We start from the raw sequence: 18,134 nt of genomic DNA, 5'->3' as shown, positions 1-18,134 counted from the left end.
CCTATTCTTTCATTCCTACTTTTTCAGAATCCATTTCTTCTGTTTCAGGAGCAATTGTCAGTGTTTCTGCGTGCTGCAATTCTTCTTCATCATCAAAATCGCGCATTTCGATCTCTTTTTCATCGCCTGATAGGATCTTGACGTCCATACCAAGACTTTGCAGTTCTTTCATCAATACTTTGAATGATTCAGGAACGCCTGGTTCTGGTACGTTTTCACCTTTTACAATTGCTTCATATGTTTTGACACGTCCAACAACATCATCGGACTTGACAGTTAAAATTTCCTGCAATGTGTAAGCAGCGCCGTATGCTTCAAGCGCCCAAACCTCCATCTCCCCGAAACGCTGTCCGCCAAACTGGGCTTTACCGCCGAGTGGCTGCTGCGTAACAAGTGAGTATGGTCCAGTAGAACGAGCGTGAAGCTTATCGTCTACCATGTGAGCAAGCTTGATCATGTACATGACACCGACAGATACACGGTTATCGAATGGTTCACCTGTACGTCCATCATATAGGACTGTTTTCGCATCTCGGGCCATACCCGCTTCCTGAATCGTTGACCATACGTCTTCCTCACGAGCGCCATCGAAAACCGGTGAAGCAACATGGATTCCAAGGTAGCGTGCTGCCATACCAAGGTGAAGCTCAAGAACCTGACCGATGTTCATACGTGATGGTACCCCTAGTGGGTTAAGCATGATATCGACTGGTGTTCCGTCCGGCAAGAAAGGCATATCTTCTTCCGGAAGGATTTTAGAGATAACCCCTTTGTTACCGTGGCGTCCAGCCATTTTGTCACCTTCAGAAATCTTACGCTTCTGAACGATGTAAGCACGGACAAGCTGGTTAACGCCAGGAGGAAGCTCGTCGCCATCTTCACGGTTGAACACTTTGACGTCTAGGACAATTCCGCCGCCGCCATGTGGAACACGCAATGAAGTATCACGGACTTCCCTTGCTTTTTCACCGAAGATCGCATGAAGGAGGCGTTCTTCAGCAGTCAATTCAGTAACCCCTTTAGGCGTTACCTTACCTACTAGAAGATCTCCATCTTTCACTTCAGCACCGACACGGATGATTCCGCGTTCGTCAAGGTTTCTCAATGCATCTTCCCCGACGTTCGGAATATCGCGCGTGATTTCTTCAGGTCCAAGCTTCGTATCACGGGACTCTGATTCATATTCTTCTATATGGATGGATGTATAAACATCATCCTTAACAAGGCGCTCACTCATGATGATCGCATCTTCGTAGTTATAACCATTCCAAGTCATGAAGCCGACAAGGACGTTACGTCCGAGTGCCAGTTCACCCTTTTCCATTGATGGTCCGTCAGCAAGGATTTCACCTTTCACTACACGGTCACCAAGGCTTACGATTGGGCGCTGGTTATAGCAAGTACCCTGATTGGAACGAATGAACTTAAGCATGCGGTATTTATCAAGGTCACCCTTGACTTCCTGACCGTCTACTTCAGTAACACGGCGAACCCATACTTGACGAGCTTCAACGTGTTCGACAATCCCTTCATGCTTACAGATCACTGCAGCACCGGAATCCTTTGCATTCACGTGCTCCATTCCCGTACCTACGATTGGTGCTTCCGGCTGCATCAACGGAACAGCCTGACGTTGCATGTTCGCACCCATCAGTGCACGGTTGGAGTCATCGTTTTCCAAGAACGGGATACACGCGGTCGCTGCGGATACAACCTGCTTAGGTGATACGTCCATATAATCGACGCGGTCACGCTTAACAACAGTGTTTTCACCGCGGAAACGCGCTATTACTTCATCATCAATGAAAGAACCATCATCAGCAAGACGAGCATTCGCCTGTGCTACTACATAGTTATCTTCTTCATCAGCTGTTAAGTAATCGAAATGGCTTGTCACTTTACCCGTTTCCGGATCAACGCGGCGGTACGGAGTCTCGATGAATCCGAAGCGGTTAACCTTCGCGAAACTTGAAAGTGAGTTGATCAAACCAATGTTTGGACCTTCCGGCGTTTCAATCGGACACATACGTCCGTAGTGGGAGTAGTGAACGTCACGCACTTCGAAGCCAGCGCGCTCACGTGTAAGACCACCAGGTCCCAATGCAGAAAGACGCCTTTTATGTGTTAATTCAGCCAGCGGATTTGTCTGGTCCATGAACTGTGAAAGCTGGGAGCTTCCAAAGAACTCTTTAATGGACGCAATTACCGGGCGGATATTGATTAATTGCTGTGGTGTAATCGTATTTGTGTCCTGGATGGACATCCTTTCACGGACTACACGCTCCATTCTGGACAAACCAATACGGAATTGGTTCTGCAACAGTTCACCAACAGAACGAAGGCGTCTGTTTCCTAAATGGTCGATGTCATCTGTATCGCCAACACCATGCAGCAAGTTAAAGAAGTAGCTGATGGATGAAATGATATCAGCAGGTGTGATATTTTTAATCGGTTCAGGGACATAAGCGTTTCCTAAAACATTAATTTCTTTCTCGCCCTCATCATTCGGAGCATAGATTTTAATGCTTTGCAGAGTTACGTCCTCTTCAACCACGCCGCCATATGGGCTGAAATCCTTGAAGCCAACATTCTTCTCCAGCGCAGGTATGATCTTATCGAGTGTACGGCGGTCTAATGTGACGCCCTTCTCAGCGATGATTTCCCCTGTTTCAGGATCCACTAATGTTTCTGCAAGCTTTTGCCCGAATAAACGGTTTTTAATATGAAGCTTTTTGTTGATTTTATAACGCCCTACATTTGCAAGGTCATAGCGCTTTGGATCAAAGAATCTTGATACCAGCAAGCTTTTTGCATTGTCAACTGTAGGCGGTTCGCCTGGACGGAGACGCTCGTAAATTTCAAGAAGCGCTTTTTCCGTACTTTCCGTGTTGTCTTTTTCAAGAGTATTACGGATATATTCGTTATCACCGATCAGATCAATGATTTCTTGATCAGAACCGAACCCTAATGCACGCAAAAGAACCGTAACAGGGAGTTTCCTCGTACGATCGATCCTTACATATACAACATCCTTGGCATCTGTTTCATACTCTAACCAGGCGCCACGGTTAGGAATAACGGTCGCAGTGAACCCTTTCTTCCCGTTCTTATCAAGTTTTCCGCTGTAGTACACACTTGGTGAACGCACTAACTGGGAAACGATAACCCTCTCAGCACCGTTAATTACAAACGTGCCAGTTTCTGTCATAAGCGGGAAATCGCCCATGAAGACATCCTGATCCTTAACTTCACCTGTTTCCTTATTCACAAGGCGGACCTTTACTCGCAATGGTGCAGAGTAAGTGACATCTCTTTCTTTTGATTCTTCCACTGGATATTTCGGTTCGCCAAGACTGTAATCGATAAACTCTAACGATAAGTTACCAGTAAAGTCTTCAATCGGTGAAATGTCCTGGAACATTTCACGGAGGCCCTCATCAAGAAACCACTGATAGGAAGAGGTTTGAATTTCAATCAAATTCGGCAATTCCAAAACTTCACTGATGCGAGCATAACTTCTACGTTGGCGGTGTCGTCCATACTGAACTAGTTGACCTGTCAACTGATTCACCCCTCAAATCAAGCGTTATTATTCATCTATCCCTGTCTTGTCCATGAAGTTTCCTTCATTTCAAAAGACAAAAAGAAAAAGGGTTTTCACCTAAAAACCACATTTCCTGCAACGAACAATTATTTTGTTAGTTTTCCCTTAATGCCCAAAATTATACAACTTTCGATGAAAATAGCAATTGATAAGGAAACTAATATATTGGCATTTTATAATATTAACATAGCGGTTTTCTCACGTCAACATTTAACAGATTTGAGAATAAAGTATCCTTTACTTTTTGCCGCAATGTCTACTTCACCAAACAACTCTTTCATTTTCTCCATCGCGGATGGGGCACCCTGTTTCTTCTGGATGACCACCCAAAGCTCTCCGCCTTCAGCTAAATGCAGAAAACTCTGCTCGAAAATATCATGCACGATCTTTTTTCCGGCACGGATCGGCGGGTTCGTAAGAATTGCATCGAATCCTTTTTCCTCCACTCCTGCCAGCCGGTCACTTTCATAGATTCTCACGTTGTTCACTTTATTTTCGGACGCATTTTCCTCAGCAAGCATAATCGCTCTTTCATTGACATCCACCATGTGGACCATCGCTTCTGGATAAGCCTTAGCTAACGAAAGGCCAATCGGTCCATACCCGCAGCCTACATCAAGAATCAATCCATCAACTTTATTCAATTCGAAAGTGTCGATCAATAATCTCGACCCAAAGTCCACTTCCTTTTTCGAAAAAACTCCAGTGTCAGTCTTAAAGCGGAAGCTATTCCCCTTCAATTCACTATGCCATTTCGCAGGATTGCTTTCGGTACTGGGTTTGCGGGAGTAATAATGTTCAGACAAAATCTCTCACCTCCACGGGGACTCATTTGAAGAATGCGATCGCGGATTGCATTGCTACTGCGGTATTATAAACTTTTAAAACATAAAAAGCAAAAATGAACAGGGATTTGTTTTGGACTCTGTTAAATTGGCTGTTGATTTTCGTTCCAGGCGCTTCGCTTTCCACTACAATCAACAGGATGTATGAATCTAATCAAGTTTAAACAGAACCCTTTCCATATTCCACTTAATTCCCACGCTGCCAATCAAGACGTTTATCAGCCAGTAAAAATAAAAGCGAAAAAAAAGCCCGCTTTAGCAGCGAGCTTTTTATTGTAAGGCTGATTACTTAACTTCGACGTTAGCTCCAACTTCTTCAAGCTTAGCTTTGATTTCTTCAGCTTCTTCTTTAGAAACGCCTTCTTTAAGAGCTTTAGGAGCGTTGTCAACAACTTCCTTCGCTTCTTTAAGACCAAGACCTGTGATTTCACGAACAACTTTGATAACCTTGATCTTCTGGTCGCCAGCAGATGCAAGTACTACGTCAAATTCAGTTTGTTCTTCAGCAGCAGCTCCAGCAGCTCCACCCATCATAGCAACTGGTGCAGCAGCAGTTACGCCGAATTCTTCTTCGATTGCTTTTACTAGATCGTTAAGTTCTAAAACAGTCATATTTTTAACTGCTTCAATGATTTGTTCTTGAGTCATGATTTGTTTCCTCCTAATAGGTTAGTTTTTTATTGTTAAACGGTAATTATCTTTAGCTTACGCGCCTTGCTCTTCTTTCTGTTCTGCAACAGCTTTTGTAGCAAGAGCAAGATTGCGGATTGGAGCTTGAAGCACGCTGAGTAGCATAGAAAGTAGACCTTCGCGAGACGGTAGGTCTGCAAGTGCCTTGATTTCTTCCACTGAAACGATGTTGCCTTCAACTACGCCCGCCTTGATTTCAAGCGCTTCGTGCTTTTTAGCGAATTCGTTAAGAATCTTCGCTGGTGCTACTACATCTTCAGTACTGAACGCGATTGCGTTAGGACCAGTTAAAGATGTGTTTAAGTCAGCAAGTTCAGCAGCTTCAGCAGCACGGCGTGTCATAGAGTTCTTGTAAACTTTGAATTCTACGCCAGCTTCACGAAGCTCTTTACGAAGTTCAGTTACTTCAGAAACTGTAAGTCCGCGGTAATCAACAACGATTGTTGATTTGCTTTCTTTTAGTTTGCCAGCAATCTCGTCAACGATTTGCTTTTTCACTTCGATGATTTTGCTCATCCTTACACCTCCTGTAGATTTTTCATTTATACCGATCAAATAAAAACCTCCGCATCAAGACAGACACGGAGGAAGTATACAATAGTAAAGTTGTTACTCTATCGTATGACCTCGGCAGGTTATTAAGCTAAAAGCCCCTGCTGTCTGCGGTACAAATGTTATTTTATTTTCACAACAAGAAGAATTATATCTAATGCTTCTTTAATTGTCAAATACTATTATTTTACAGTTGAAGGATCTACTTTAACGCCAGGTCCCATTGTAGTAGAGATCGTAACGTTCTTCATGTAAGTTCCTTTTGCTGCAGCTGGCTTAACCTTCATCATAGTTTCGAAGATAGTGTTGAAGTTTTCAACAAGCTTTCCGTCTTCGAAAGAAACTTTTCCGATAGGTACGTGGATGTTACCAGACTTATCAACGCGGTATTCTACTTTACCAGCTTTGATTTCGTTAACTGCTTTCGTTACATCGAAAGTAACTGTGCCAGTCTTAGGGTTTGGCATTAAGCCTTTAGGTCCCAATACGCGACCAAGCTTACCAACTTCACCCATCATGTCAGGTGTTGCAACGATTACGTCAAATTCGAACCAGCCTTGCTGGATCTTGTTGATGTATTCTGCATCGCCAACATAGTCTGCGCCAGCAGCTTCTGCTTCTTTTAACTTTTCGCCTTTAGCGAATACTAGTACACGTTGAGTTTTACCAGTACCGTTTGGAAGCACAACTGCTCCACGGATTTGCTGGTCAGCTTTCTTAGGGTCTACGCCCAAACGGAAAGCAGCTTCAACTGTAGCATCAAATTTAACAGTGCTTGTCTTTTTAGCAAGCTCAATTGCATCAGCAGCTGTATATGCTTGAGCACGATCTACAAGCTTAGCAGCTTCAAGATACTTTTTACCTTTTTTAGCCATTTTTATTTCCTCCTAGAATGTGGTTTTAACGGAATAACCTCCCACTTTGAAAAGCGGCGGCACCTCGCTCAGCCCCGACAGGCACTGGAAGACCAGACAGTAAAGTCGTTCTTTGACTTTATTGGCTGGGCTGAAGTGTCCCGAGGGGCTAGGTGCCAGAGCTAGACACTACGAAAAGCGGCGGTACCTTATTAAGGTACCAGAGCTCAAAAAGCAAAGGCGCTTCATGAGCGCCATATTGGACAGATAAAAGGTTGCGAGTGAAATCCATCAGCTTCGCAACCCCCTCAATCCACTGTAGCAGAATTAGTCTTCGATCGTGATACCCATGCTGCGAGCAGTACCTTCAACCATGCGCATTGCTGCTTCAACGCTAGCTGCGTTAAGGTCAGGCATTTTCTGTTCAGCAATTTCACGTACTTTATCACGCTTAACTGTTGCTACTTTATTACGGTTTGGTTCACCAGAACCAGACTGAATTCCAGCTGCTACCTTCAAAAGAACTGCAGCAGGAGGAGTTTTCGTAATAAATGTAAATGAACGGTCTTCAAAAACCGTAATTTCAACAGGAATGATTAGTCCAGCTTGATCAGCTGTACGAGCGTTAAATTCCTTACAGAATCCCATGATGTTAACACCGGCTTGACCTAGTGCAGGTCCAACTGGTGGTGCCGGATTGGCTTTACCAGCAGGGATTTGCAATTTAACCATCTTAATTACTTTTTTAGCCACGAGACACACCTCCTTAAAGTCCGTGATGTGGTAATAGGGGATCTTCCCCTCCCACTCATCTTAAAAGTCTTTATATAAAATAAAGAACTTGAATATATCTGTCAATCGTCCAAGACATACTGACCTATGAAATATTAACACTTTTTAAAGTTGAATTCAAGTTATTTCAGATTATAATTTTTCAATCTGTGAAAATTCGAGTTCTACCGGAGTATCGCGGCCGAACATATTGACAAGAACTTTAAGCTTTGCCTTGTCCTTATCGATCTCTTCGATTGTCCCTGTGAAGTTGGCAAATGGCCCTTCGCTTACCTGGACAGTTTCACCAAGTTCGAAGTTGATATCAACCTTCTTCTCCTCAACTCCCATGCGCTTGAGGATGAACGTTACTTCTTCAGGTAATAACGCGGTTGGTTTTGATCCTGCACCAGCAGATCCAACGAATCCAGTTACGCCTGGAGTGTTGCGGACAACATACCAAGAATCATCAGTCATGACCAGTTCTACCAGGACATAGCCTGGGAAAGTCTTTCTCTTAACAACTTTCTTTTTACCATTTTTGAAATCTGTTTCTTCTTCTTCAGGTACGATCACCCGGAAAATCTTATCTTGCATGCCCATTGTTTCAACGCGCTTTTCAAGATTTGTCTTAACCTTGTTCTCGTAGCCTGAGTAAGTATGCACTACATACCAATTCTTTTCCATCATCGAGGACTAATTCGTCCGTCCCTCCCCATTTCCAGACGCCGTTGCGTTACCGTATGTTTATACTGAAGCCACGGCATTGAATGCGAATTTTTTAAAAGCAAATAAAAAACCCGTTATCCGGGCTTTTAAACTTGTCCTGCGTTTATATTTTCCATTATACCATGAGTGCGTAGTGGTTATTCAAGAATTAAGCGAATCAATTCAGAAATACCTAGGTCTAACACTGCGAAGAATAGAGCAGCAAAAGCAACTGTAGACAGAACCGTAATCGTGTAGCGAGTCAGTTCTTTGCGTCTAGGCCAGCTGACCTTTCTCATTTCACGTCCAACTTCACTGAAAAAATTAGTGATGCGCTGCATTTTGTAACCTCCAACTTATCGGGATTCCATATGATGATCTATCTGAAAACCTTATTTCGTTTCCTTATGAACTGTATGGGCACCGCAGTTGCTGCAGTACTTTTTCAGCTCCAGCCGTTCTGTTTGGGTTTGCTTGTTGCTCGTTGTGGAATAATTGCGGGAACCGCATTCCTTACAAGCAAGAGTCACTTTATTGTTCATTGACACTTACACCCGCTTCAACAGGCTGATTCCAATCTGATGTCATGAAACCGCCATCTATTATATCTTTAAAAAGATAACACGGCTGATAGCTTGTGTCAATAAGGGCTTAAGAGATTAAAAGTCAGTTTTGTGGCTATTTTTCGGCAATTCAACTTACACTGACAGCTCTCTCAGCTCAAGATACCTCTCAAGCTTCCGCTTTACACGCTGAAGCGCATTGTCGATTGACTTGACATGGCGATTCAACTCTTCAGAAATTTCCTGGTAGGATTGTCCGTCCAAATATAATGCGAGCACTTTTCGTTCAAGGTCACTCAGCAGCTCCGACATTTTCACTTCTATCTGGTCAAACTCTTCCTGATTAATAAATAACTCTTCGGGGTCCATCACTTTGGCTCCGGATAAAACATCCATCAGCGTCCTGTCCGATTCCTCATCATAAATTGGCTTGTCCAGGGAAACATAGGAGTTAAGCGGGATATGTTTTTGCCTTGTGGCCGTCTTGATGGCCGTAATGATCTGACGGGTAATGCATAGTTCTGCAAATGCTTTGAATGATGTCAGCTTGTCCTCCCGGAAGTCACGGATTGCTTTATATAACCCGATCATTCCTTCTTGCACGATGTCCTCTTTATCTGCCCCAATCAGGAAATATGACCGTGCTTTCGCCCGAACAAAATTCCTGTATTTGTGAATCAGAAAATCAAGTGCATCACTTTCTCCTCTGTGCACTGCTTCTACAATTTCTTCATCTTCCAGCAACAAATAAGCGTCATTTAAACGATTCCCGATGTCAGCACTCATTTCGATCCCCCCGCCCGCACATACAGTTAGAAATATTATACAGCAGGCTTTTTTAAGGCGTCAACAGGTCATTGTTCCCCTCTGCGCCATTTTTCAAAAATTTCTGCCACTTCTTTTGTAAGCGGAATCTTGGCACTTGGCTTCTTTTCCTGGATTACTTTCACCCGTTTTTCAATTTTTTTGCTGATTAAATTTGTTTCGTTAAGCAGCTCCCTTGCTGATTTCCTTAGGGCTCCCTGTCCAAAAATCGCCCACTGCTCGGTGTAGTCAGAGGTGGCTACATGGATCTGCGTTTTGCGGTTGCTGAGGTCGATCGCCAGCCTCTCAATCCGCTCATCCGCAGTTTCATTTTCTTTTGTAAAAATAACTTCCACCTTATAATTTTTATATTTCTTTTGATTACCCGATACAAAGTGGGCATCGAAAACAATGATGACGCGATAGCCAGTATATGCCTGATATTCAGCCATGATTTCCACCAGCCGGTCCCTCGCGGCGGAAAGCTCTCTTTTTTTCAAGCTGACCAGCTCTGGCCATGCGCCAATGATGTTGTAGCCGTCAACAAGCAGGATATCCATTCCTATTCCCCTAGCGGATGACGTTTACGGTGAACTTCATACATCAAGAGTGCCGCGGCAACTGATGCATTCAACGAAGTAACATGTCCAACCATTGGAAGACTTAAAAGAAAATCACACTTGTCCCTGATCAGCCTTCCCATTCCTTTTCCTTCGCTGCCGATCACCAGGCCAAGAGGCAGAGTTCCGTCGATTTGACGAAAATCCTGTTTAGCCGATGCATCCGTTCCAGCGATCCAGACACCGCGTTCCTTTAATTCATCGATGGTCTGTGCCATATTGGTGACTCTCGCAACAGGGATATATTCGATGGCACCAGTTGATAATTTTGCAACTGTAGTTGTCAGCCCAACGGCTCTTCTTTTAGGAATGATAATCCCGTGAGCCCCTGAGGCATCAGCTGTCCTCATGATGGAACCAAGATTGTGCGGATCTTCAATTTCATCGAGGAGCAAAAAGAACGGAGCCTCATTTTTCTTTTCCGCTGCCGCGAACAAATCGTCGATTTCCGCATATTCATAGGCTGCCACCTGGGCGATGACACCCTGGTGATTCCCGTCGGCAAGCTGGTCGATCTTCTTTTTCGGGACGAATTGGACTATGACATTGGCTTCCTTCGCCATTCCGATGACCTGCTGCATCTGCCCGCTCTGGGAGCCCTCCGCAATCAGGATTTTGTTAATGTCACGTTCGGATTTCAAGGCTTCGATTACCGGATTTTTTCCGATTATGTAATCCTGGTTTTCGTTTTGTTCTTGAAGTTGGTCCGGTTTTTGTCCATGTTTCTGGTCGCGCCTTGGCTCATGTTTTCTATCGCGTTTTGGCTCGTGTTTTTGGTCACGCCTTGCCTCATGTTTCTGGTCCTGGCCTCTGGCTGGCCTGTTCTTTGGCTTATCATCCTGTCTTTGAGCCTGGTTCCGGGCTGGTTTCCGCTTCTTGTCATCAACTGGTTTTTGCCTATTATTCCGGTTTTGTTTATGTTGCTGCTTCTGGCTCATGGATCCTTTCCTCCCTTCTATTCTTCAGCAAGTGCAAATATTGTGGTAATCAGTTCTTCTATCCGTTGCTCATTGCCTGCCAGATACAAAGAACCGATCAAGGCCTCAAAGGCTGTGCTGTAACGGTATGTTTGGACATCGGTGTTTCTCGGGACAGATCCTGACTTCGCATTCCGGCCCCTTTTTACAATCGTCATTTCCGCTTCGGATAGCATCTCCATTTCGATCAGCTTGTGGAGGTATTTCGCCTGCGATTTTGCCGATACATAAGCGGTCGCTTCTTTATGCAGCTTGTTCGGACGGACCTTGCCGCTTTGCAGCAGGTGATGCCGGACATACAGTTCATATACGGCATCACCCATGTAGGCAAGTGCAAGACTATTCAATTGTTTTTCATCTACTTTTTGTTCGTAATGCAGCATCATTTAGCCTCTTTTCCATCTGATGCCTTGCGGAGTGTCTTCGATGATGATATTCATTTCCTTCAACTGGTCACGGATTTCATCTGCCAGCTGGAAATTCCTGTCCTTTCGAGCCTGCGTTCTTTTTTCAATCAAGGCTTCGATCTCTTCATCAAGCAATTCTTCATCTTTTAACGAGAGGCCGAGAACGCCGAACAATGTCTCAAATTCATTCATGAATGCATGGATGACTTCCTCGGACGTATTTTTCTCCATCAAGTACAGATTGGATAGCTTCGAAAGTTCAAACAGGGTGGATACGCCATTGGCTGTGTTGAAGTCATCGTCCATATCCTTGATGAACTGCTCACGAAGCCCGGCGATTTTATCCAGCCATTCCTGATTATCATCAGTAAGGTTTGCACTTGCTCCAAGGCGGTGCTTCAGATTTTGATAAGAAGTCTTCAAGCGCTCAAAAGCGGCCTTTGTCTTTTCAAGCAGCTCCTGGCTGTAATTGATCGGATTCCGGTAATGAACTGAAATCATGAAAAATCTTAATACCTGTGGATCAATCTGCTTAATGATGTCATGAACTGTGACAAAATTGCCAAGTGACTTGGACATCTTTTCATTGTCAATATTGATGTATCCATTATGCATCCAGTAGCGGGCAAATGTCTGGCCTGTCAATGCCTCTGACTGGGCGATTTCGTTTTCGTGGTGCGGGAAAGCCAAATCCTGTCCGCCAGCATGGATATCAATCGTGTCTCCAAGATATTCGCGGGCCATCGCCGAGCACTCAATATGCCAGCCTGGACGGCCTTTTCCCCAAGGACTATCCCAGGAAATTTCGCCTTCTTTAGCCGATTTCCAAAGTACAAAGTCAAGCGCATCCTGCTTCTTTTCCCCAACCTGAATCCTCGCTCCAACCTTCAGCTCATCAATGGATTGATGGGAAAGCTTGCCGTATTCTTTGAACTCCCTCGTGCGATAGTACACGTCTCCGCCCGATTCATAGGCAAAACCCTTTTCAATCAGCGCGCTGATAAAGTCTATAATCAAATCCATTGTTTCCATTACCCGTGGGTGCACATCTGCTTTCTTGCAGCCAAGTGCATGGACATCCTCAAAGTAAGCATCGATGAATCTTTGCGCGATTGTCGGGACATCTTCCCCGAGTTCATTCGCTGCTTTGATCAATTTGTCATCGACATCAGTAAAGTTCGAAACAAAGCGGACATCATAGCCGCGGAATTCAAGATAGCGGCGGACCGTATCGAAAACGATGGCCGGACGGGCATTGCCAATGTGAATATAGTTATAGACGGTAGGACCGCAAACATACATTTTCACTTTTCCCTCTTCTAAAGGGATAAACTCTTCTTTGTTCCGAGTCAGTGTATTATAAATTTTAATTCCCATTTCCCATGCCCCTTCCTTGCTTAGCAACTTCAAGTTCTTCTTGTAATTTGACTAATTCAAGTTCTTTTCTCAGTTTCACTAATTCCATTTCGATTTCCTGACATCGATCCGCCACAGGATCCGGAAGATCACGATGATTGAAATCCTTCTTGACTCTGACGCCGTCCTGGATGACGATTTTGCCTGGGATTCCGACAACAGTGGAGTTCGGCGGCACATCCTTCAGGACAACGGATCCTGCGCCCACTTTAGAATTCTCCCCAATCGTAATCGAACCTAAAACCTTCGCGCCGGTCGCTATCAGGGCATTGTCATTAACCGTCGGGTGGCGTTTGCCCTTTTCCTTGCCAGTTCCACCCAGAGTCACTCCCTGGAACACCGTCACATTATCCCCGATCTCACACGTTTCACCAATGACGACCCCCATTCCATGGTCGATGAAAAAACGTCTGCCTATCTTGGCTCCCGGATGGATTTCAACTCCTGTGAAAAAACGGCTGATTTGCGAAATGGCCCTGGCGATAAAATAAAACTTCCGCTTGTAGAAAGCATGTGCCAAACGATGGGACCATATCGCATGCAGGCCAGCGTATGTCAAAACCACTTCCAGCACGCTCCTGGCAGAAGGATCCTGATCAAAAACAACATCTATGTCTTCTTTCATCATCTTAAACATGGTGAAATCCTCCTTCTTAATAATTTTTCCTTGCACTTTTGCTCAGTAGTGAGCACCCGCAGAGTAGAAGTTTTGAATTTATTCTTTAAAACCCTAGGTTTATTCCTGAAATACTCGATTATTTCCCTTGAAAATTGAATTCATCCTGAAATACTCGATTATTTTCCTTAAAACCGGATTTATTCCTTAAAATAAAAAAGCGCCCCTGTCGTATACGACAGAGACGCTTGATATGCGCGGTTCCACTCTGTTTAGGCTACCTTAAAAGCATAACCTCAACTTTCACCTGTTAACGGGAGGTCCCGCCCGATACTACTCAGGCACTGTTTGCCTTTTTGCATAGGGACTCCGAGGCGCATTTCAAAAAATGAGAGGCCTGAACCACTTTCAGCCGGTGATGGTTCTCTCTAATAAGCGTCATTCTTCTACTTTTCCTCTTCAACACTTTGGTTATATAGAATTACTCTTACTATATTACATTTTTGTATTTCTGTTAACTAAAAAAGCTTAAAAAAGTTATTAGCCTAAAAGCTTCTGGACTCTTTCCATCACTTTTTCTTTTCCGATCAGCTCCATTGCAAGCATCAGGTCTGGTCCATGTGTTTGCCCTGTGGCTGCCGCACGGACCGGCATGAACAGCTTTTGCCCTTTATGGCCAGTTCCTTTTTGGACTGCCTTGACTGCTGCCTTGATTGCATCCGCCTTGAATTCTTCCAGCTTGTTGATCTCCGCAAGGAATGCGTTCAGCACTTCTGGAACCTGCTCGCCTGCAAGGACCTCTTTTGCTTCTTCATCATAGTTTACCTCATCACGGAAAAATAAATCAGACATCTCGACGATTTCCGCTCCGAAGCTCATTTTATCATGATACAGGGAGATGAGGCCGCGAACCCAGGCATCCTCTTCCTCTGAACGGTTCTCGCTGACTTTTCCAGCCTTGACAAGATGCGGCAGTGCCAGCTCGACAACACGGTCCAGATCAGCTTTTTTCATATATTGGTTGTTCATCCAGGCAAGCTTCTGCTGATCGAAAAGCGCAGGCGATTTTGAAAGTCTTGCTGGATCAAAAATCTCGATGAATTCATCCTGAGAGTAAATCTCTTCTTCACCTGATGGAGACCATCCAAGAAGCGTGATGAAGTTGAACAATGCTTCTGGCAGATAGCCAAGCTCCTCATACTGCTCAATAAACTGGATGATCGATTCGTCCCGCTTGCTCAGCTTCTTGCGGCTTTCGTTGACGATCAATGTCATGTGGCCAAATACCGGCGGCTCCCAGCCAAATGCTTCATAAATCACAAGCTGCTTCGGTGTATTGGAAATATGGTCATCCCCGCGAAGAACGTGGGAAATCTTCATCAAATGATCGTCGATAACAACCGCATAGTTATAAGTAGGTGTGCCATCTTTCTTGACAATGACATAGTCACCCATCCCGTCCGACTCAAAACTAACATCACCTTTTACCATATCATCGAACTTAAGAATCTTGCCTGCAGGCACCTTGAAACGAAGGCTCGGCTGGCGTCCTTCTCTTTCAAACTGTTCCTTCTGTTCGGCTGTAAGGTTGCGGCAGCGTCCTGAATAATGAGGAGTCTCATTGCGTGCAGACTGCTCCTCGCGCTCAGCTTCCAGCTCTTCCTCCGTGCAATAACACTTATAGGCAAAACCTTTTTCCAAAAGCTCCTGATTGTACTTTTCATAAATGTGATTTCGTTCTGATTGGCGATACGGTCCATAATCGCCGCCAACATCGACACTCTCATCCCAGTTGATTCCAAGCCACTGAAGGTACTTCAACTGGCTTTGCTCTCCGCCTTCGATATTGCGCTTTTTATCTGTATCCTCAATGCGGATAATGAACTTTCCGCCCCTGTTCCGTGCGAATAGATAATTGAATAGTGCTGTACGGGCATTCCCGATATGTAAATGTCCAGTCGGACTCGGCGCATAACGCACCCGGATATCTGATGACATAGTGAATCCTCCTCTAATATAGCTGTCCATTATTGTATCACTATCGATATATAAAGCGGAAGTGGCACCGAATTTATTTCTCAGTCTGCTTCAGCAACACGGTCGCCTGGGAAGCGATACCTTCTCCCCGCCCCGGGAAACCGAGCTTTTCTGTTGTCGTCGCCTTGACGTTCACCTGGTCATGGGTGCCTTCCAATAAGCCTGCAATCCTTTCACGCATCGCTTCGATATGCGGTGCCATCTTAGGCTGCTGTGCGATAATTGTGCAGTCTATGTTCACAAGCTCGTATCCTTTTCCCTTCACAATCTTCCATACATGTTCAAGCAATTTAGCTGAATCAGCGTCCTTGAACTCAGGGTCAGTGTCCGGGAAATGTCTGCCGATGTCTCCTTCTCCGATTGCCCCCAGGCATGCATCTGCTACCGTATGTAAAAGCACATCGGCATCCGAGTGGCCAAGAAGCCCCTTTTCATATGGAATCGTGATTCCGCCAATGATCAGCGGCCTGCCTTCCGTCAATTGATGTACATCGAAACCTTGTCCAATACGAAACATAATGAATTACTCCTTTTAAAATATGCTGGGTTTATATACTCTATCAAACACCGGATTCCTTCCGCTTGCGCAGAATCGCTTCGGCAAAATATAAATCTTCTGGTGTTGTCAGCTTAATATTATCATAGTCCCCTTCAATGATGCTGACACGATGTGGGATCCGTTCGACAAGGCTTGATTCATCTGTACCAATGAACTGCTCCGTCACTGCCTTGTTATGCGCCTCAAGCAATACGGAAGCGCGGAAAGCCTGAGGAGTCTGTACTGCCCACAAGCTTGACCGCTCAACTGTTTCGGCTACCATGCTGTTCGCCGCTTTCTTGATTGTATCTTTAACAGGAACAGCCACGATTGCCCCGCCATCCTTGCTAGCGGCCTCCACGAGATTGTGGATGGTTTCTATTCTGATGAATGGACGGGCAGCATCATGGACCAGCACGATCCCATCCTGTGAATGTACTGCCGTCAGCCCGTTATAAACACTGTCCTGGCGCTCCTTGCCGCCATTGACAAGCGAAGATACTTTATGTATATCATATTCTTTCAATAAAGACTTAAACTGTTGCTCATCACTCGGGTTAATGGCGAGAATGATGCCTTTGCATTCAGCATCTTCTTCAAACACCCTAAGTGTATGAATCAAGATCGGGACACCTTCCAAAGTGAGCAGCAACTTGTTTTTTCCTGCTCCCATTCTCTTTCCCTGACCCGCAGCCGGAATAATGACCTGATAAGGCATAATGAAAACTCCTATCAATTTTTCTGCTCGTTTTAACATTCATTGTAAAAAACTCTCAAAATAAACACATATAAACGGGCAGTCGAGGCCCTGCTTCACGCCTTCAGGGAATCCATGAAGGAAGCGGGAATCAACTGCCCATATAGGCTTGGTCCATCCGGGATGGATCAACTGATTATGCTTTTTTCCAACTGTTTCGGCTTTGCGAAAATCATCCTGCCAGCTGATGTTTGCAACACACTTGTCACAAGCACATCAATTCGCTTTCCGATATAGTCGCGGCCTTCTTCAACGACGATCATCGTGCCGTCATCCAGGTATGCAATGCCCTGATTATGTTCCTTGCCATCCTTGATTACCTGGATGCTCAATTCTTCTCCAGGAAGGACAACTGGTTTAACCGCATTTGCGAGGTCATTGATATTCAGCACGGCAACCTTCTGCAATTCACATACTTTGTTCAGGTTGAAATCATTCGTGACGACAACCCCATTTGTCAGCTTTGCCAGCTTTACAAGCTTGCTGTCGACTTCCTGGATGTCATCAAAATCACCTTCATAAATCTCTACCTTAATCTTAAGCTCCTTTTGAATACGGTTAAGGATGTCCAATCCGCGTCGTCCGCGATTGCGCTTCAATACGTCAGATGAATCAGCGATATGCTGTAATTCTTCGAGGACAAACTGCGGAATTACGATAGTGCCTTCAAGGAATCCAGTCTGGCAGATATCAGCAACCCTGCCATCAATAATCACACTTGTATCGAGTATCTTCCACTCTCTTGCACGACTTTCTTTTTCCGTCTCTTCTTCAGTTCCCTTTTTCTTCGACCTTGAAAATAAACCAAGCAGCTCATCACGTTTTTTGAAACCGACCTGGAATCCAAGATACCCAAATAATAGTGTCAGGAGAGTCGGTGCAACTGTATTCACAACAGGCACCTGGATTGCATTTAGGGCAAATCCTACTAAAAATGCCACCAGCAAACCAAAGAAAAGACCGACACTGCCAAAGAGGACATCCGTAATCGGCGCCTTGATCAGCGACTCTTCAGCCCACTTCACAAAATTGGTCACAGGATCTACGGCCCAAAAAGTAAGAAGATAAAAAATAAGTGCGCCCAAAACAGCAGTAACATAAGGATTATTGATGAGAGTCATGTCTCCCGCGTTCATTAATGATAATAAATCAGGAATTAAGAATATACCAAGCGTTCCCCCAATGATCAGGAAGCAGGCTTGAATGATACGTCTTAACATCCTTTCACCTCCTTTTACTCATTATAAACAACTTCCAAATTTTGAAACCCTAGTAATGAAAACATTTTCTTTAAAAATAAACACCCAAATGATTATACGAATTTACCCTGGCAAAGGTTACGTAATTTGTACAATTAAAATGACAAAATTACAGC

General features: G+C 44.6%; 19 protein-coding genes and 2 other annotated features. All 19 genes read right to left on the bottom strand.

The genetic code is table 11. From position 1 onward, the window contains the following. Window position 1: 1 nt before the first annotated feature. The 19 genes from rpoB to CD004_RS22840 all read right to left on the bottom strand — a co-directional run bounded on the left by rpoB (window position 2) and on the right by CD004_RS22840 (window position 17,979). A complete protein-coding gene (rpoB, locus tag CD004_RS22930) occupies window positions 2-3,562 on the bottom strand; it encodes a DNA-directed RNA polymerase subunit beta (RefSeq protein WP_102264850.1) in 3,561 nt (1,186 codons plus the stop codon). Window positions 3,563-3,807: 245 nt separating this feature from the next. After that, window positions 3,808-4,410: a class I SAM-dependent methyltransferase gene (locus tag CD004_RS22925; protein ID WP_102264849.1), complete on the bottom strand. Its 603-nt coding sequence runs from the start codon at window positions 4,408-4,410 to the stop codon at window positions 3,808-3,810. A 324-nt stretch (window positions 4,411-4,734) separates the two neighbouring features. Then, window positions 4,735-5,097: a 50S ribosomal protein L7/L12 gene (gene rplL, locus CD004_RS22920; protein WP_041966533.1), complete on the bottom strand. Its 363-nt coding sequence runs from the start codon at window positions 5,095-5,097 to the stop codon at window positions 4,735-4,737. 57 nt (window positions 5,098-5,154) lie between these two features. Next, window positions 5,155-5,655 carry a 50S ribosomal protein L10 gene (rplJ, locus tag CD004_RS22915; RefSeq protein ID WP_102264848.1) on the bottom strand — a complete coding sequence of 167 codons (501 nt, stop codon included), beginning with the start codon at window positions 5,653-5,655 and terminating at the stop codon, window positions 5,155-5,157. Window positions 5,656-5,686: 31 nt separating this feature from the next. Further along, window positions 5,687-5,823 (bottom strand) — a sequence feature (ribosomal protein L10 leader region). A 50-nt stretch (window positions 5,824-5,873) separates the two neighbouring features. Next, entirely contained in the window at window positions 5,874-6,566 is a 693-nt protein-coding gene (gene rplA, locus CD004_RS22910) for a 50S ribosomal protein L1 (protein ID WP_102264847.1), read from the bottom strand. 306 nt (window positions 6,567-6,872) lie between these two features. Beyond that, entirely contained in the window at window positions 6,873-7,298 is a 426-nt protein-coding gene (gene rplK, locus CD004_RS22905; RefSeq protein WP_023626445.1) for a 50S ribosomal protein L11, read from the bottom strand. Window positions 7,299-7,469: 171 nt separating this feature from the next. Beyond that, window positions 7,470-8,003 carry a transcription termination/antitermination protein NusG gene (gene nusG, locus CD004_RS22900; protein WP_102265214.1) on the bottom strand — a complete coding sequence of 178 codons (534 nt, stop codon included), beginning with the start codon at window positions 8,001-8,003 and terminating at the stop codon, window positions 7,470-7,472. Window positions 8,004-8,182: 179 nt separating this feature from the next. After that, the gene (gene secE / locus CD004_RS22895) at window positions 8,183-8,365 is read right to left on the bottom strand and encodes a preprotein translocase subunit SecE (RefSeq protein ID WP_041966537.1); all 183 of its coding nucleotides are present in this window, start codon (window positions 8,363-8,365) and stop codon (window positions 8,183-8,185) included. 51 nt (window positions 8,366-8,416) lie between these two features. Then, entirely contained in the window at window positions 8,417-8,566 is a 150-nt protein-coding gene (gene rpmG, locus CD004_RS22890; protein WP_031308209.1) for a 50S ribosomal protein L33, read from the bottom strand. Between the two features lie 156 nt (window positions 8,567-8,722). Then, the gene (sigH, locus tag CD004_RS22885; RefSeq protein ID WP_079504287.1) at window positions 8,723-9,373 is read right to left on the bottom strand and encodes an RNA polymerase sporulation sigma factor SigH; all 651 of its coding nucleotides are present in this window, start codon (window positions 9,371-9,373) and stop codon (window positions 8,723-8,725) included. Window positions 9,374-9,441: 68 nt separating this feature from the next. Continuing rightward, window positions 9,442-9,951 carry an NYN domain-containing protein gene (locus CD004_RS22880; protein WP_102264845.1) on the bottom strand — a complete coding sequence of 170 codons (510 nt, stop codon included), beginning with the start codon at window positions 9,949-9,951 and terminating at the stop codon, window positions 9,442-9,444. Window positions 9,952-9,953: 2 nt separating this feature from the next. Beyond that, window positions 9,954-10,682: a 23S rRNA (guanosine(2251)-2'-O)-methyltransferase RlmB gene (rlmB, locus tag CD004_RS22875; protein WP_102265213.1), complete on the bottom strand. Its 729-nt coding sequence runs from the start codon at window positions 10,680-10,682 to the stop codon at window positions 9,954-9,956. Window positions 10,683-10,966: 284 nt separating this feature from the next. After that, window positions 10,967-11,371, bottom strand: coding sequence for a Mini-ribonuclease 3 (locus CD004_RS22870; protein WP_102265212.1), 405 nt, complete (start codon window positions 11,369-11,371; stop codon window positions 10,967-10,969). Window positions 11,372-11,374: 3 nt separating this feature from the next. Continuing rightward, the gene (gene cysS / locus CD004_RS22865) at window positions 11,375-12,772 is read right to left on the bottom strand and encodes a cysteine--tRNA ligase (protein ID WP_102264844.1); all 1,398 of its coding nucleotides are present in this window, start codon (window positions 12,770-12,772) and stop codon (window positions 11,375-11,377) included. Continuing rightward, the gene (cysE, locus tag CD004_RS22860) at window positions 12,762-13,448 is read right to left on the bottom strand and encodes a serine O-acetyltransferase (protein WP_102264843.1); all 687 of its coding nucleotides are present in this window, start codon (window positions 13,446-13,448) and stop codon (window positions 12,762-12,764) included. The genes cysS and cysE overlap by 11 nt, the downstream gene beginning before the upstream one ends. 216 nt (window positions 13,449-13,664) lie before the next feature. Beyond that, window positions 13,665-13,899 (bottom strand) — a binding site (T-box leader). Between the two features lie 68 nt (window positions 13,900-13,967). Further along, complete coding sequence (gltX, locus tag CD004_RS22855; protein ID WP_102264842.1) at window positions 13,968-15,425, bottom strand: glutamate--tRNA ligase; 1,458 nt, start codon at window positions 15,423-15,425, stop codon at window positions 13,968-13,970. A gap of 73 nt (window positions 15,426-15,498) precedes the next feature. After that, window positions 15,499-15,981 carry a 2-C-methyl-D-erythritol 2,4-cyclodiphosphate synthase gene (ispF, locus tag CD004_RS22850; RefSeq protein ID WP_102264841.1) on the bottom strand — a complete coding sequence of 161 codons (483 nt, stop codon included), beginning with the start codon at window positions 15,979-15,981 and terminating at the stop codon, window positions 15,499-15,501. Between the two features lie 43 nt (window positions 15,982-16,024). Further along, window positions 16,025-16,720 carry a 2-C-methyl-D-erythritol 4-phosphate cytidylyltransferase gene (ispD, locus tag CD004_RS22845; protein ID WP_102264840.1) on the bottom strand — a complete coding sequence of 232 codons (696 nt, stop codon included), beginning with the start codon at window positions 16,718-16,720 and terminating at the stop codon, window positions 16,025-16,027. Window positions 16,721-16,887: 167 nt separating this feature from the next. Continuing rightward, the gene (locus tag CD004_RS22840) at window positions 16,888-17,979 is read right to left on the bottom strand and encodes a PIN/TRAM domain-containing protein (RefSeq protein ID WP_102264839.1); all 1,092 of its coding nucleotides are present in this window, start codon (window positions 17,977-17,979) and stop codon (window positions 16,888-16,890) included. Between the last annotated feature and the right edge of the window lie 155 nt (window positions 17,980-18,134).

The organism is Mesobacillus jeotgali, assembly GCF_002874535.1.
Classification (GTDB): domain Bacteria; phylum Bacillota; class Bacilli; order Bacillales; family Cytobacillaceae; genus Mesobacillus; species Mesobacillus jeotgali.
Note: the sequence above shows the minus strand (reverse complement) of the source record. Positions and strands in the feature narration are given on the sequence as shown.

Bases quoted from the DNA above. Each gene is read 5' to 3' on its own strand.
- cysE (WP_102264843.1), bottom strand. From the start codon at position 13,448: ATGTTTAAGATGATGAAAGAAGACATAGATGTTGTTTTTGATCAGGAT.
- CD004_RS22870 (WP_102265212.1), bottom strand. From the start codon at position 11,371: ATGCTGCATTACGAACAAAAAGTAGATGAAAAACAATTGAATAGTCTT.
- nusG (WP_102265214.1), bottom strand. From the start codon at position 8,003: ATGGAAAAGAATTGGTATGTAGTGCATACTTACTCAGGCTACGAGAAC.
- secE (WP_041966537.1), bottom strand. From the start codon at position 8,365: ATGCAGCGCATCACTAATTTTTTCAGTGAAGTTGGACGTGAAATGAGA.
- rpmG (WP_031308209.1), bottom strand. From the start codon at position 8,566: ATGAACAATAAAGTGACTCTTGCTTGTAAGGAATGCGGTTCCCGCAAT.
- ispF (WP_102264841.1), bottom strand. From the start codon at position 15,981: ATGTTTCGTATTGGACAAGGTTTCGATGTACATCAATTGACGGAAGGC.
- ispD (WP_102264840.1), bottom strand. From the start codon at position 16,720: ATGCCTTATCAGGTCATTATTCCGGCTGCGGGTCAGGGAAAGAGAATG.
- rplJ (WP_102264848.1), bottom strand. From the start codon at position 5,655: ATGAGCAAAATCATCGAAGTGAAAAAGCAAATCGTTGACGAGATTGCT.
- CD004_RS22880 (WP_102264845.1), bottom strand. From the start codon at position 9,951: ATGGATATCCTGCTTGTTGACGGCTACAACATCATTGGCGCATGGCCA.
- gltX (WP_102264842.1), bottom strand. From the start codon at position 15,425: ATGTCATCAGATATCCGGGTGCGTTATGCGCCGAGTCCGACTGGACAT.
- CD004_RS22840 (WP_102264839.1), bottom strand. From the start codon at position 17,979: ATGTTAAGACGTATCATTCAAGCCTGCTTCCTGATCATTGGGGGAACG.
- sigH (WP_079504287.1), bottom strand. From the start codon at position 9,373: ATGAGTGCTGACATCGGGAATCGTTTAAATGACGCTTATTTGTTGCTG.
- rplL (WP_041966533.1), bottom strand. From the start codon at position 5,097: ATGACTCAAGAACAAATCATTGAAGCAGTTAAAAATATGACTGTTTTA.
- cysS (WP_102264844.1), bottom strand. From the start codon at position 12,772: ATGGGAATTAAAATTTATAATACACTGACTCGGAACAAAGAAGAGTTT.
- rplA (WP_102264847.1), bottom strand. From the start codon at position 6,566: ATGGCTAAAAAAGGTAAAAAGTATCTTGAAGCTGCTAAGCTTGTAGAT.